The following is a 14,066-nucleotide window of genomic DNA, read 5'->3' as shown; positions in this document are numbered from 1 at the left end:
CTCAGCCCTTCCTTCCCAGAAGCAGCCGGGCCTCGCCGACCGTGATGACGGAACCGGTCACGAGCACGCCGCCGCCGGCGAACTCGCCCTCCTCCTCGGCGAGCGTCACCGCCGCCTCCAGTGCCTCGGGCAGCCGGGGCTCGACCTGGACGCGGTCCTCGCCGAAGACCTCCACGGCGAGCGCGGCGAGCGCGTCCGCGTCCATGGCACGGTGGCTCGTGTTCTGCGTGATCACGACCTCGGCCATGATCGGCTCGAAGGCTTCGAGCAGCCCGCGCGCGTCCTTGCCCTCGCTGACGCCGATGACCCCGATGAGCCGCGAGAAGTCGAATGCCTCGCCGATCGCCTCGGCGGTGACCCGCGCGCCCGCCGGGTTGTGCGCCGCGTCGACGACGACGGTCGGCGACTTGCGTACGGTCTCCAGGCGGCCCGGCGAGGAGACGGCCGCGAAGGCGGCGCGCACGACCTCGGCCGAGAGCGGCTCGGGCCGCTGCGAGCCGACACCGAAGAACGCCTCGACGGCGGCGAGCGCGACCGCCGCGTTGTGCGCCTGGTGGGCGCCGTGCAGCGGGAGGAAGATCTCCTCGTACTCGCCACCGAGCCCGCGCAGCGTCAGGAGCTGGCCGCCGACGGCGACCTGGCGCGAGACGATCCCGAACTCCATGCCCTCGCGCGCGACGGTCGCGTTCTTCTCGACGGCCTTCTTGAGGATGACCTGGGCCGCGTCCACGGGCTGCTGGGAGAGGACGACGGTCGCGTCCTGCTTGATGATCCCGGACTTCTCGACGGCGATCTCGCCGGGCGTGTTGCCGAGCCGGTCGGTGTGGTCGAGGGAGATGGGGGTGAGGACGGCGACGTCCGCGTCGATGACGTTGGTCGCGTCCCAGCTGCCGCCCATGCCCACCTCGACGACGGCGACGTCGGCGGGCGCGTCGGCGAAGGCCGCGTAGGCCATGCCGGTCAGCACCTCGAAGAAGGAGAGCCGGTACTCCTGCTGGGAGTCGACCATCTCGATGTAGGGCTTGAGGTCGCGGTACGTCTCGATGAAGCGCTCGGCGCTGATCGGGGCGCCGTCGAGCGAGATGCGCTCCGTGATCGACTGCACGTGCGGCGAGGTGTAGCGCCCGGTGCGGAGGTCGAAGGCGGTGAGCAGGGCCTCGATCATGCGGGCCGTGGACGTCTTGCCGTTGGTGCCCGTGATGTGGATCGACGGGTACGAGCGCTGCGGTTCGCCGAGCACGTCCATGAGCGCGGCGATCCGGCTCACCGAGGGTTCGAGCTTGGTCTCGCCCCAGCGCGTGGACAGCTCCGTCTCCACCTCGCGCAGCGCCCGGTCCACCTCCGGGTCCTCGGGCCGCGCGGGGACATCGGCCTGCGGCGGCCCGGCCTGGGCGCGCAGGGTACGGCTGCCGGCCTCGATCACCGCGAGGTCCGGGTCCCTCTCGGTCTCGGCGTCGATGATCCGGTCGAAGTGCTCGTCGTCGCCGTCGGTACGGTCGTCGTGCGGGGGCTGCTCACTCACGCCGCCAGTCTACGGAGCACCACCGGCACTCCCGGCGGCAGCCTCGCCAGGAGTCCACGAGGACCCCGCACACCCGTATGACCGGATAATCAGGCACACTTGGCGATCATGGACATAGGCATTGATCTCGGCACCGCGAACACCCTTCTGTACGTGCGGGGCAAGGGCATCGTGCTGAACGAACCCTCGGTCGTCGCGGTGCGCGAGGGCCGCAAGGGCACGACCGTCGCGGTGGGCACCGAGGCGAAGGAGACGCTGGGCCGCTCCCCCGGCACGATCACGGCGGTGCGGCCCCTGGAGTCGGGTGTCATCAGCGACTTCGACGCGACCGAGGAGATGATCCGGCACTTCATCCGCAAGGCGGCACCGCGCCGCTCCACGCGGATCAGGCTCGTCGTGTGCGTACCGAGCGGCGTCACGCCCGTCGAGCGCCGGGCGCTCGTGCGGGCCTCGCGCTCGGCGGGGGCGCGGAGCGTGTACGTGATCGAGGAGCCGATGGCCGCGGCGATCGGCGCGGGCCTGCCGGTCGGCGACGCGCGCGGCTCGATGGTCGTGGACATCGGCGGCGGTACGACGGAGGTCGCCGTCCTCTCGCTCGGCGGCCTCGTCACGGCGCGCTCGCTGCGGGTCGGGGGCCATGTCCTGGACACCGCGGTGACCGACCACGTGCGCAAGAAGCACGGCCTGCTCATCGGGGAGCGCACCGCCGAGAACGTCAAGATCGCGATCGGCTCCGCCTGGCCCGTACCCGAGGACCCCGAGCTGGAGCAGCGGACGTACGAGGTGCGGGGCCGGGAGAAGATCGCGGGGCTGCCGCGCCGGATCGAGCTGACGGCCCCCGAGATCCGCCGGGCGCTCGACGAGCCGGTGGAGGCGATGATCCGGGCGCTGCGCGAGACCCTGGAGGAGTGCCCGCCGGAGCTCGCGGGCGACCTCATGGAGCACGGGATCGTGCTGACCGGGGGCGGCGCGCTGCTCCCCGGGCTGGACCTGCGGATGGCCTCGGCGACCGGCATTCCCGTCTTCGTCGCCGAGGAGCCGCTGGAGTGTGTGGCGCGGGGCTGCGGGGAGTGCGTGGACCACTTCGACACCTTGCGGGACGTGCTCCGGGAGGGGTGAGCGCGCCCTCGCGGTCCGCCACACGGGGTACGGCCTCGCGCACCTTCGGCGCGGTCACCGGTGTAACGAGCCGATAAATAGTGCAATGCGCCTATGTGGTATGCGCAGAATCCGGGCCGGGCGGCCCGTCAGCTCGCCGGTGACCTGGCACTCCTCGCATGGGTCACCACATGGGCCTTCGGGGCCGCTGTTCTCCATCAACTCGCGGACGGCATCGCCGCGCGGCTCGCCCAAGCGGGGCCTGCCTCGTGGTGGCGGCTGCTGCCGAGACCGGCGCGGGACGTGCTGTCCCTCGTCGATCCGGCGCGGTGGCCGCTCCTCGTCACGTCGGCGGGCCTCGCGGTCTTCCTCCTCGCGAGCGTGCCCGCGATCGGCTGGTGGGTGCCGCGCCGTATGCGCTGGCACCGCCGGGCGAGCGCGGCCCACGCCCTCGCCGCCTCCGAGGACGGCCGCGAACTCCTCGCCCTGCGCGCGCTGATGCGCCCGCTGGACGACGTGGGCCGCACCGCGACCCTGACGGGTGCGACGCCGGGCCGCCTCGCCGAGGGCTGGCGCGACGCGGACCCGGCCACGCTGGAGGCCCTGGCGGGCGCGGAGCTCCGCAGGCTGGGGCTGGAGGGCGCATCCACCACCGAGCACTGAGAGCGGCGCGTTCCGTTCCCTTCCGCGGACACAGGTCCGCTCCCTACCCCGGACACAGGTCCGCTCCCTTCACCGGACGCCGAGAGGCCCGGCTCCCGCGTGCGGTACGCGGGAGCCGGGCCTCCATACATCCGGTCGGGACGGGGCGTCAGCCCTGCGGCAGCTTCGCCAGCTGACCGGTCAGCCGCACGATGTCCTCCTCGGCCTTGCGCAGCCGCCCGCGGATCTTCTCCACGACCGGCTCGGGCGCCTTGCCGAGGAAGGCCTCGTTGCCGAGCTTCCCCTCCGCCTGCGCCTTCTCCTTCTCGGCCGCGGCGAGGTCCTTCGTCAGCCGCTTGCGCTCGGCCGCGACGTCGATCGTCCCCGAGAGGTCGAGCGCGACCTCGGCGCCCTCGATCGGGAGGGTCGCGGTGGCCGTGAAGTTCTCACCCTCGGGCTGGAGGCGCAGAAGCTGGCGGATGGCCGGCTCGTGCGCGGCGAGCGGCGTGCCCTCCAGGTGCAGTCGTGCCGGGACCCGCTGGCCTGGCTGGAGCCCCTGGTCGCCCCGGAAGCGGCGGACTTCGGTGATGACCCGCTGGAGCGTGGCGATCTCCGCCTCGGCGGCGGCGTCGCGGAAGCCGGAGTCCTCGGGCCAGTCGGCGATCACGAGCGACTCGCGCCCGGTGAGCGTCGTCCACAGCGTCTCGGTGACGAAGGGGACGACCGGGTGGAGGAGGCGCAGGGTGACGTCGAGGACCTCGCCGAGCACGCGGCGCGCGTCCTCGGCCGGCTGTCCACCCGCCTGGAAGACGGACTTCGACAGCTCCACGTACCAGTCGAAGACCTCGTCCCACGCGAAGTGGAAGAGGAGGTCGGAGAGCTTCGCGAACTGATAGTCGTCGTAGAGCGCGTCGGCCTGCGCGGTGACCTCGCCGAGCCGCGAGAGAATCCACCGGTCGGTCGCGGAGAGCCGCTCGGCGGGCGGCAGTCCGCCCTCGACCGTGGCGCCGTTCATGAGCGCGAAGCGGGTCGCGTTCCACAGCTTGTTGGTGAAGTTGCGGGAGCCCTGGACCCACTCCTCGCCGATCGGCACGTCGACGCCGGGGTTGGCGCCGCGCGCGAGCGTGAAACGGAGCGCGTCGGAGCCGTACTTGTCCATCCAGTCGAGCGGGTCGACCGCGTTGCCGAAGGACTTCGACATCTTCTTGCCGTTCTGGTCACGGACCATGCCGTGCAGGACGATCTCGGAGAACGGCGGGGTGCCGTCCATCGCGTAGAGGCCGAACATCATCATCCGGGCGACCCAGAAGAAGAGGATGTCGTAGCCGGTGACGAGCGTGGAGTTCGGGTAGAACTTCGCGACGCTGTCGGTCCGCTCGGGCCAGCCGAGGGTCGAGAAGGGCCACAGCCCGGAGGAGAACCAGGTGTCGAGGACGTCGGTCTCCTGGTGCCAGCCCTCGCCACTCGGCGGCTCCTCGCCGGGGCCGACGCAGACGATCTCGCCCGCGGGCCCGTACCAGACGGGGATGCGGTGGCCCCACCACAGCTGGCGCGAGATGCACCAGTCGTGCAGGTTGTCGACCCAGTCGAAGTACCGCTTCTCCATCTCCTGCGGGTGGATCTTGACGCGCCCGTCGCGGACGGCGTCGCCGGCCGCCTTCGCGAGCGGGCCGACCTTGACCCACCACTGCATCGACAGGCGTGGCTCGACGGCGGTGCCGCAGCGCGAGCAGTGCCCGACCGAGTGGACGTACGGGCGCTTCTCGGCGACGATCCGGCCGTCCTCGCGCAGCGCGGCGACGATCGCCGAGCGGGCCTCGAAGCGGTCCAGGCCCTCGAAGGGGCCGGGGACGGTGATGATCGCGCGCTCGTTCATGACGGTGAGCGTCGGCAGGTCGTGGCGGCGGCCGATCTCGAAGTCGTTGGGGTCGTGCGCCGGGGTGACCTTGACCGCGCCCGTGCCGAACTCGGGGTCGACGTGCGCGTCCGCGACGACGGGGATGGAGCGGTCCGTGAGCGGCAGCTTGATGAGCTTGCCGATGAGGTGCTGGTAGCGCTCGTCGTCGGGGTGGACGGCGACGGCGGTGTCACCGAGCATCGTCTCGGCGCGGGTCGTGGCGACGACGATGGACTCGTCCCCGTCCCCGTAGCGCATCGAGACGAGTTCGCCGTCGTCGTCCTGGTACTCGACCTCGATGTCGGAGATCGCGGTGAGGCAGCGCGGGCACCAGTTGATGATGCGCTCGGCGCGGTAGATCAGCTCGTCGTCGTAGAGCTTCTTGAAGATGGTCTGGACGGCCTGCGAGAGGCCCTCGTCCATCGTGAAGCGCTCGCGGGACCAGTCGACGCCGTCGCCGAGGCGGCGCATCTGGCCGAGGATCTTCCCGCCGAACTCCTCCTTCCACTGCCACACGCGCTCGATGAACGCCTCACGGCCGAGGTCCTGGCGGGACTTGCCCTCGCCGGCGAGTTGCTGCTCGACCTTGTTCTGGGTCGCGATCCCGGCGTGGTCCATGCCGGGCTGCCACAGCGTCTCGTAGCCCTGCATGCGCTTGCGGCGGGTGAGGGCGTCGATGAGCGTGTGCTCGAAGGCGTGGCCCAGGTGGAGCGAGCCGGTGACGTTGGGCGGCGGGATGACGATGGTGTACGGGGGCTTCTCGCTCGTGGCGTCGGCCTCGAAGTAGCCGCGTTCTACCCAGCGCTCGTACAGCGGCCCCTCTACGTCGGCCGGCGTGTACTGGGTCGGCAGGTCGGAGGCGGGCGCTGGAGTCGCAGACGAGTTCTCGGTCACGGGCCCAGTTTAGAGCGGCGGGACAACTGCCCCGTACCCGGTTTCCGGGACGCCGTCGCACGCTCCGGCTTGGTAACAGTGCGGTCCTCGGCCGCCACGGGCGAAGGGCTTTCGGACAGGATGGCCGCGGCACGGTCTGTCGCGTACGCGACAGCCGGGGCCGGACGTCCGGAATTCCGCAGCGAGAGGGAAGCCCAGCATGAGCGAGCAGCAGCCGGGCCCCTACGGGGGCTCGCAACCGCAGCAGCCTCCGGGGGGCAACGGTCCGAATCCGTACGGGTATCCGCAAGCGGGCCCGTACGGGCCACCGCAATCGGGGCCCTACGGTGCTCCGCAGCAGGGCGGCGGCCAGGAGGCGCCGAACCCGTACGCGCAGGGCGGCGGTCAGCCGGGGCCGTACGGGCAAGGCGGCCAGCCCGGACCGTACGCGCAGCAGCCGGGACCGTACGCCCAGCAGCCCGGCCCCTACGGGCAGCAGGTCCCGCAGCAGGGGTACGGCTTCCCCGGCACGCCGCAGGCCGGTGCTTCCGGGGGCGGCGGCAAGGGCAAGCGGAACGGGCTGATCATCGGCGGGGCGGTCCTCGTCGTGGCGCTCGCCGTGGGCGCGTACTTCGTCTTCGGCGGCTCGGACGACGGCTCGGGGCTCCCCGACGACGGCCCGCACAAGCTCACCGCTCCGCAGACGGTGCTCGACACGTACCAGAAGAGCAAAGACGGCGCGGGCGAGGACGACTTCTCCGAGAAGGACGTCCAGGAGATGAAGAAGTACGGGGTCGACGCCGAGGTGGACGAGGTCCTGAGCGCCGACTACCAGACCGCCGACCCGTCCACCGCGCAGACGATGGCCGACCTCAAGGACATCGACCTGCTCAGCTACGCGGGCGGGTACGGGAAGCTCAAGAACCCGGAGAAGGCGGTCGACGCGCTCTTCAAGGTGCTCACGCAGCGCTCGAAGAAGGACGGCGGCACCGAGGGGCCCACCTTCATCGGCACGCCCAAGGAGTACAAGCCCGCGGGCGGCGACGGCGCGATCTTCAAGTGCCAGCAGGCGACGGGCGAGATGGAGGGCGGCGGGCGGAATGGCGTCCCCTCGAAAATGAAGATCGCGGTCTGCGCCTGGGCCGACAACTCCACCATGGCCGTCGCGATGCCGACGAACCTGGGCGACGTGATGCTGGAGGAGGCGCCGAGCCTGCCGAAGGCCGCCGAGCTGACGGCGAAGCTGCGCAAGGAAGTGCGGGTCGAGAAGTAACGGGTGGTACGGGAAGGGGGCGGGCGCCTCGCACGGGGCGCCCGCCCCCTTCCGCATCCGCGTGCGGACGAGCCGTGGCCCGTACGAACGCGTGCGGCCTCAAGCCGACTTCTGCTCGCCCGCACCCCGGCCGCGCGCCTCGCGCGGGATGAGGGTCGGGTTGACGTTGGAACGCACGACATCGGCGGTGATGACGACCCGGCCGACGTCCTGGCGCGAGGGCACCTCGTACATGACCGGCTGGAGGACCTCCTCCATGATGGCGCGCAGGCCGCGCGCGCCGGTCTGCCGCAGGATCGCCTGATCGGCGATGGCCTCCAGCGCTTCGTGCTCGAACTCCAGCTCCACGCCGTCGAGTTCGAAGAGGCGCTGGTACTGCTTGACGAGCGCGTGGCGCGGCTCGACGAGGATGCGCAGGAGCGCTTCGCGGTCGAGGCTGTGCACCGAGGTGACGACGGGCAGGCGGCCGATGAACTCGGGGATCATCCCGAACTTCACGAGGTCCTCCGGCATGACCTCGCGCAGGTGGTCGCTCGACTCGATCTCGCGCTTGGAGCGGATCGTGGCACCGAAGCCGATGCCCTTGGCACCCGCGCGGGCCTCGATGATGCGCTCCAGGCCGGAGAAGGCGCCGCCCACGATGAACAGCACGTTCGTCGTGTCGATCTGGATGAACTCCTGGTGCGGGTGCTTGCGTCCGCCCTGCGGGGGCACGGAGGCCGTGGTGCCCTCCAGGATCTTCAGGAGCGCCTGCTGCACGCCCTCGCCGCTCACGTCGCGGGTGATCGACGGGTTCTCGCTCTTGCGGGCGACCTTGTCGATCTCGTCGATGTAGATGATCCCGGTCTCGGCCTTCTTGACGTCGTAGTCAGCCGCCTGGATGAGCTTGAGGAGGATGTTCTCGACGTCCTCGCCGACGTACCCGGCCTCGGTGAGCGCGGTCGCGTCCGCGATGGCGAAGGGGACGTTGAGCATCCGGGCGAGGGTCTGGGCGAGGTGGGTCTTGCCGGAACCGGTGGGGCCGAGAAGGAGGATGTTGGACTTGGCCAGTTCGATCGCGTCGTCCCGCCCCGTGGGCCCGCCGTTCTCGCCGGCCTGGACGCGCTTGTAGTGGTTGTAGACCGCGACCGAGAGGGCCTTCTTCGCCGGCTCCTGGCCGACGACGTACCCCTCCAGGAACTCGTAGATCTCGCGGGGCTTGGGGAGTTCCTCCCAGCGCACCTCCGAGGTCTCGGCGAGTTCCTCCTCGATGATCTCGTTGCAGAGATCGATGCACTCGTCGCAGATGTACACACCGGGACCTGCGATGAGCTTCTTTACCTGCTTCTGGCTCTTCCCGCAGAACGAGCACTTGAGCAGGTCGCCGCCGTCACCGATGCGTGCCACGAGGTGCTTCCCCTTCGCCTGGGAGACGCGCTCGACGCGCGGACTCCTGGTCCCTCAACTCGACGGTACCTTGCCGGGAGCCCGGTCCGGGCCCCCCTCGGCACGGATCACACGGACTGTGACCGAACCGGGAGGAGGCCCGGTACTCGGGAATCCCGCTGAAACCACCGTTCGGACGGCGGAATCCACCGCACTCAGGCGGCGGAACCCACCACCTTACGCGGGGTGGTGATCTGGTCGACAAGCCCGTAGGCGAGGGCGTCCTCGGCCGTGAGGATCTTGTCGCGCTCGATGTCGTCGCGGATCTTCTCGATCGGCGTCGTCGAGTGCTTGGCGAGCATGTCCTCCAGCTGCGTACGCATACGCATGATCTCCTTGGCCGCGATCTCCAGGTCGGAGAGCTGCTCGCGGCCGGTCTGGCTGGAGGGCTGGTGGATCAGGACGCGGGCGTTGGGCAGTGCCATCCGCTTGCCGGGGGCACCGGCGGCGAGCAGCACGGCGGCGGCCGAGGCGGCCTGGCCCATGCACACGGTCTGGATGTCCGGCTTCACGAACTGCATCGTGTCGTAGATCGCGGTGAGCGCGGTCATCGAGCCGCCGGGGCTGTTGATGTAGATGGAGATGTCCCGGTCGGGGTCCATCGACTCCAGGCACAGGAGCTGCGCCATGACGTCGTTGGCCGAGGCGTCGTCGATCTGCACGCCGAGGAAGATCACGCGCTCCTCGAAGAGCTTCGCGTACGGGTCGTACTCGCGCACGCCCTGCGAGGTGCGCTCGACGAAGCGCGGGACGATGTAGCGGTTGTCCACCTGGGGGCCCGTGTAGAGGCCGCTGCCGGGGAAGTTGTTCATGGGTGTGTTCACCATCCTGTGGCGTTTCGGGCGGGGGGTCTCGTCAGGAGAGGCACGGACCGGGGCGGGGCCCGGCGGGACCTTGCGGGCCCCGGCGGGACCTTGCGGGCCCCGGCGGGACCTTGCGGGCCCCGGTGGGACCTTGCGGGCCCGGTACCGGCGGAGCCGGGATCAGGCCCCGGTGCCGCCACCGCCCGGGACGCCGGAGGCCACCGTGATGATCTCGTCGATGAGGCCGTAGTCCTTGGCCTCCTCGGCGGTGAACCAGCGGTCGCGGTCGCCGTCCCTGATGATCTTCTCGATCGTCTGGCCGGAGTGCCGGGCGGTGATCTCGGCCATCCGGTTCTTCGTGCGCAGCAGGTACTCGGCCTGGATCTTGATGTCCGAGGCCGTACCGCCGATGCCGGCGGAACCCTGGTGCATGAGGATGTCGGTGTTCGGCAGGGCGAATCGCTTGCCGGGCGTGCCGCCGGTGAGGAGGAACTGGCCCATGGAGGCCGCCATGCCCATCCCGATCGTGATCACGTCGTTGGGGATGTACTGCATGGTGTCGTAGATCGCCATGCCCGCGGTCACCGAGCCGCCGGGGCTGTTGATGTAGAGGTAGATGTCCTTCGACGGGTCGGCCGCCAGGAGGAGCATCTGTGCGGTGATCTTGTTGGCGATGTCGTCGTCCACCTGCTGGCCGAGGAAGATGATCCGCTCGCCGAGCAGTCGGCTGTAGACCTGGTCGCCGAGACCACCACCACTGAAGGCTTCGCCGGCGGCGGAGGGCATCAGATTCGTCACGTATCCACCTGCTCGTCTTGACGACGGCACCGGGCCGTCTTACGTCGTCTGCTGGAGCCTGGGACCCCGGCCGCCCGCCGTGCTCGACGGGGCTTCGGGGACTCCCCTGCCCTCGTATTCAAGGACCCTAACGCGCGGGTCGGCGCAGGCCATCCCGCATTCGGAACTGTTCGCTGTGAGCGCAGGTTCCGGCGGCGGGGGACGGGGATCGGCCCGGCCTGGCGGCCGGCCTCGTCCTCAAGCGCCGGACGGGCTTCGTTTTCGGGCCGGGGCGCGCGGTTCCGGGTGCGCGTTGTCCGGGAGCGTACGCGAGAGGGGCCCCGGGATCGCTGTGATCCCGGGGCCCCTCCACGTACGTGCTACCGCTTACTTGGACTCGGCCTCGGCCTCGGTGGCGTCCTCCGTGGACTCGACGGCCTCGGTGGCCGTCTCCTCCTCGTCCTCGTCGTCGCTGAGGTCGACGACCTCGCCGTTGGTGTCCTTGACCGTGGCGGCCTCGACGACCGTCGCGAGGGCCTTGCCGCGGGCGACCTCGCCCACGAGCATCGGGACCTGACCACCCTCGACGACCGCCTGGGCGAACTGGTCGGGGCTCATGCCGGAGGAGGCGGCGCGGCGCAGCAGGTGCTCCGTCAGCTCCTCCTGCGAGACGTTGAGCTTCTCGCGGGAGACCAGCTCGTCGAGGACGAACTGCGTCTTGATGCCCTTGACCGCCTGCTCCTCGGTCTCGGTCTTGAACTCCTCGGCGGTCTTGCCCTGGATCTCCAGGTACTTGTCGAGGTCCAGGCCCATCTGCGGGAGCTGGTGGTGCTCCAGGTTGTGGCTGCGGGTCTCGATCTCGTCCGCGAGCAGCTTCTCGGGGATCGGGACCTCGACCAGCTCCAGGAGCTTGTCGAGCACGCGCTCCTGGGCCTGCGTGGCCTGGTCGTACTGCTTCATGTTCTCCAGGCGCTTGCGGCTGTCGGCGCGCAGCTCCTCAAGGGTGTCGAACTCACTCGCCATCTGGGCGAAGTCGTCGTTCAGCTCGGGAAGCTCGCGGGCCTCGACCTTGGAGACCTTGACGGCGACCTCGGCCTCCTTGCCGGCCGCGGAGCCGCCCTTCAGCTCGGAGGTGAAGGTGGCCTCGCCACCGGCCTCCAGACCCTTGACGGCCTCGTCGATGCCGTCGAGCAGCTCGCCCGAACCGATCGTGTACGAGACCTCGCTGGCGATGCCGTCCTCCAGGACCTCGCCCTCGACCTTGGCCTCGAGGTCGATCGTGACGACGTCGCCGTCCTCGGCGGCACGCTCGACGGCGGAGGTCGAAGCGAAGCGCTCGCGCAGCTCCTCGACGGCCTTGTCGACGTCCTCTTCGCTGACCTCGATCGGGTCGACCTCGACCTCGATGCCGCTGTAGTCCGGGATCTCCAGCTCGGGGCGGATGTCCACCTCGGCGGTGAAGGAGAGCAGCTCGCCGTCCTTCAGCTCCTTGATGTCCACCTCGGGCTGGCCGAGGACGTTCAGCTCACCCTCGTTGACGGCCTCGGTGTAGAACTTCGGGAGCGCGTCGTTGACGGCCTCCTCCAGCACGGCGCCACGGCCGAAGCGCTGGTCGATGACGCGGGCCGGGATCTTGCCCTTGCGGAAGCCCTTCACCGTGACCTGCTGGTTGATCTTCTTGTACGCCGCGTCGAGGCTGGACTTGAGCTCCTCGAAGGGCACCTCGACAGTGAGCCGAACCCGGGTCGGGTTCAGGGTCTCCACGGCGCTCTTCACGGTTAGGTCTCCTTGGTGGCTGACTTCTGGGTGTCGCGCGGCCACACCGTTCGTGCGGACCGGACGATGAGGGCCCGGAAGTATCCGGCACGTTCTTCGATGGGCACGACGCTCCAGAGCCGTTGAAAGCTCGGGGCACGTTCACCGGAAACGCGGACACACGGGCACGCAGCTTGCATAGTAACCGTGCGCGTGAGGAGACCTGCAATGCGATCTCGATGCCGGCACCACAGCGATCTTGCCGCTGGTGCTGATGGTCGGGGTGGCCGGATTCGAACCGACGGCCTTCCGCTCCCAAAGCGGACGCGCTACCAAGCTGCGCCACACCCCGCTGGTGCGGATCGTAGGGTACATGGCTCGCGCCCGCGTAGCTCACGACCGGCGCGCGGGAGGGGGAGGTGGGGGGCGGGGTGAGGTGAGGTGCGGGGTGGGACGCGGGGCCTACCGGAGGGCGCGGGGCGGGCGCGGGGGACGGACGTGCCGGACGGCGCGGGGCGGGCGCGGGGTGAGGCGCTGGACGGAACGCGGGGGGCGTGCGGGACAGCGCGGGGATGTGCGGGGCGGGTTCGGCGGCGTGACGGGCCTGCGTGATGGTGCGACGGGTGCCGTGATGGTGCGACGGGTGCGACGTGGGGGACGGGTTTGACTGCGGTGACGGACGCGCGGGAGCGAAGGGGTGTGCGCCGGACCCTGGCGAACCGCTACGATGCTGCCCGTGCCGTGCGGCGGAAGCCGTCACCGTACGTAATGCGGGCGTAGCTCAATGGTAGAGCCCCAGTCTTCCAAACTGGCTACGCGGGTTCGATTCCCGTCGCCCGCTCCAGGCAGGTCCGCGGGGCCGGGTCCGGAAGTTCACTTCCGGACCCGGCCCCGCGGTGTGTACGGGGTGCGGACGGGCGCGGATGCGCGGGATGGCGCGTGCGTGCGGACCGCGCAGGCGTGCGGATCACGCGGGGCGCAGGTGGGGCGGGGCGCAGGCGGGCAGGATGGCGCGGGGGGCGTTCACCGTCTCGTGGCGCGGTATCGCTTCAGGAGGGCGACGACGCGCGCCTGATCCCTGGGCCCGTTCAGCTCGGCGAGCAGTTCGTCCGGGCACACCTCGTAGTGGTCGCCCCACCATCTCTTCCCGCGGTTGTCCCAGACCCGGTATCCACCGGGGACCCCGCGCGCGACGAAGCGACGCCTGCTCACCGCACCGTCAGCCCGTGTGGAGGCCGGCGTCCGGCCACTCGCCGCCCGCGAACTGGCGGCCCCAGTAGTACGGGTTCACCTCGGCCAGCGTCCTCGGCTCCCACCTCGTCGGGTCGCCCTCGCGCGGGACCGCCACCTCGACCCCGGGACCCCACAACGCCAGCCGCTCCTGGCAGATGCCGCAGGGCGGCAGGATCAGCACGCGCCCGTGCTCCAGGTCGCGGCACACGCACACGGAGGCGACCACGGCCCGGTCCTGCGTGTACGCCTGGACGAACGCTCCCGTCTCCTGACACAGGGCGACCGAGCCGTGCAGGTTGTCCAGCCCGACGCTGGTGAGAATCCCGCCATCGGCCAGTCGCACGGCCGCCGCCCCGCCCGGTTCTCCCACCGGCCACCGCCGGTCCATCAACTCCACCGCCGCGTCCACGAGCCCCTGATCGAGATGCATGGGCGCCGAGGCTAGGCGTTCACGCGGAGCGGGGCCACGGATTTCCTGGCGCGGGGGTCCCGGGCCCCTCGCGGGCGGGGCCGGGGGCTTTCCGAGGACGGGGGCGGGGGCTTTCCGTGGCGCGGGGCCGCCGCGCTCGGTCCTCGGCGAGCGGGCCTGGGGGTGCTGCCACGCGTACGAGACCTTCCCACGTGGACGGCCGTACGACGGGCCGCACGGCACTCGCGGACGCCTCGGAAGGTTCCGGGCAGGGCGAGGGGCAGCAGCAGAGGCGAGGTGACGAGCCACGAGGGCAACGGAACCAGCCCCGACGGCGAAGGCCCCGAGTCACAGTGCTC

11 protein-coding genes and 2 tRNA genes are annotated in these 14,066 nt (G+C 70.6%); 4 read left to right on the top strand and 9 right to left on the bottom strand.

The annotated features are described in order from the left end of the window. Position 1 precedes the first annotated feature (1 nt). Entirely contained in the window at positions 2-1,522 is a 1,521-nt protein-coding gene (locus ACIP4O_RS07435) for a bifunctional folylpolyglutamate synthase/dihydrofolate synthase (protein ID WP_401572651.1), read from the bottom strand. Positions 1,523-1,630: 108 nt separating this feature from the next. Here ACIP4O_RS07435 and ACIP4O_RS07430 point away from each other — a divergent pair, with 108 nt between their 5' ends. Both ACIP4O_RS07430 and ACIP4O_RS07425 read left to right on the top strand, forming a co-directional pair. Next, positions 1,631-2,641, top strand: coding sequence for a rod shape-determining protein (locus ACIP4O_RS07430; protein WP_401572648.1), 1,011 nt, complete (start codon positions 1,631-1,633; stop codon positions 2,639-2,641). Positions 2,642-2,734: 93 nt separating this feature from the next. After that, the gene (locus ACIP4O_RS07425; protein ID WP_361322695.1) at positions 2,735-3,283 is read left to right on the top strand and encodes a hypothetical protein; all 549 of its coding nucleotides are present in this window, start codon (positions 2,735-2,737) and stop codon (positions 3,281-3,283) included. A gap of 148 nt (positions 3,284-3,431) precedes the next feature. Here the strand turns inward: ACIP4O_RS07425 and ACIP4O_RS07420 are convergent, their stop codons facing one another. Then, positions 3,432-6,053 (bottom strand): valine--tRNA ligase, encoded by a 2,622-nt coding sequence (locus ACIP4O_RS07420; RefSeq protein WP_401572645.1) that lies wholly within the window; start codon positions 6,051-6,053, stop codon positions 3,432-3,434. Between the two features lie 199 nt (positions 6,054-6,252). On the opposite strand from ACIP4O_RS07420, the gene ACIP4O_RS07415 reads away from it, so the two are divergent. Next, entirely contained in the window at positions 6,253-7,305 is a 1,053-nt protein-coding gene (locus ACIP4O_RS07415) for a proline-rich domain-containing protein (RefSeq protein ID WP_401572642.1), read from the top strand. A 99-nt stretch (positions 7,306-7,404) separates the two neighbouring features. Here ACIP4O_RS07415 and clpX read toward each other — a convergent pair whose 3' ends face one another. The 5 genes from clpX to ACIP4O_RS07390 form a co-directional block, all read right to left on the bottom strand. Continuing rightward, complete coding sequence (clpX, locus tag ACIP4O_RS07410; RefSeq protein ID WP_007827092.1) at positions 7,405-8,691, bottom strand: ATP-dependent Clp protease ATP-binding subunit ClpX; 1,287 nt, start codon at positions 8,689-8,691, stop codon at positions 7,405-7,407. A gap of 194 nt (positions 8,692-8,885) precedes the next feature. Then, a complete protein-coding gene (locus ACIP4O_RS07405; RefSeq protein WP_361322705.1) occupies positions 8,886-9,557 on the bottom strand; it encodes an ATP-dependent Clp protease proteolytic subunit in 672 nt (223 codons plus the stop codon). Between the two features lie 156 nt (positions 9,558-9,713). Then, the gene (locus tag ACIP4O_RS07400; protein ID WP_010271700.1) at positions 9,714-10,319 is read right to left on the bottom strand and encodes an ATP-dependent Clp protease proteolytic subunit; all 606 of its coding nucleotides are present in this window, start codon (positions 10,317-10,319) and stop codon (positions 9,714-9,716) included. A 378-nt stretch (positions 10,320-10,697) separates the two neighbouring features. Continuing rightward, positions 10,698-12,086: a trigger factor gene (gene tig / locus ACIP4O_RS07395; protein ID WP_401572638.1), complete on the bottom strand. Its 1,389-nt coding sequence runs from the start codon at positions 12,084-12,086 to the stop codon at positions 10,698-10,700. A gap of 254 nt (positions 12,087-12,340) precedes the next feature. Continuing rightward, positions 12,341-12,417, bottom strand: a tRNA-Pro gene (locus tag ACIP4O_RS07390). A 418-nt stretch (positions 12,418-12,835) separates the two neighbouring features. On the opposite strand from ACIP4O_RS07390, the gene ACIP4O_RS07385 reads away from it, so the two are divergent. After that, positions 12,836-12,909, top strand: a tRNA-Gly gene (locus tag ACIP4O_RS07385). 179 nt (positions 12,910-13,088) lie between these two features. Here ACIP4O_RS07385 and ACIP4O_RS07380 read toward each other — a convergent pair. Both ACIP4O_RS07380 and ACIP4O_RS07375 read right to left on the bottom strand, forming a co-directional pair. After that, positions 13,089-13,277, bottom strand: coding sequence for a hypothetical protein (locus ACIP4O_RS07380; RefSeq protein WP_401572635.1), 189 nt, complete (start codon positions 13,275-13,277; stop codon positions 13,089-13,091). Between the two features lie 7 nt (positions 13,278-13,284). Beyond that, positions 13,285-13,728 (bottom strand): cytidine deaminase, encoded by a 444-nt coding sequence (locus ACIP4O_RS07375; protein WP_401572632.1) that lies wholly within the window; start codon positions 13,726-13,728, stop codon positions 13,285-13,287. Positions 13,729-14,066: the final 338 nt, after the last annotated feature.

It is taken from the genome of Streptomyces sp. NPDC088923, assembly GCF_044749745.1.
Taxonomy (GTDB): Bacteria; Actinomycetota; Actinomycetes; order Streptomycetales; family Streptomycetaceae; genus Streptomyces.
This window is presented reverse-complemented; position numbering and strand designations above follow the sequence as displayed.

Excerpts from the sequence above, each read along its gene's own strand:
- ACIP4O_RS07430 (WP_401572648.1), top strand. The coding sequence starts at position 1,631 with ATGGACATAGGCATTGATCTCGGCACCGCGAACACCCTTCTGTACGTG.
- ACIP4O_RS07425 (WP_361322695.1), top strand. The coding sequence starts at position 2,735 with ATGTGGTATGCGCAGAATCCGGGCCGGGCGGCCCGTCAGCTCGCCGGT.
- ACIP4O_RS07415 (WP_401572642.1), top strand. The coding sequence starts at position 6,253 with ATGAGCGAGCAGCAGCCGGGCCCCTACGGGGGCTCGCAACCGCAGCAG.
- ACIP4O_RS07405 (WP_361322705.1), bottom strand. The coding sequence starts at position 9,557 with ATGGTGAACACACCCATGAACAACTTCCCCGGCAGCGGCCTCTACACG.
- ACIP4O_RS07400 (WP_010271700.1), bottom strand. The coding sequence starts at position 10,319 with ATGCCCTCCGCCGCCGGCGAAGCCTTCAGTGGTGGTGGTCTCGGCGAC.
- ACIP4O_RS07375 (WP_401572632.1), bottom strand. The coding sequence starts at position 13,728 with ATGCATCTCGATCAGGGGCTCGTGGACGCGGCGGTGGAGTTGATGGAC.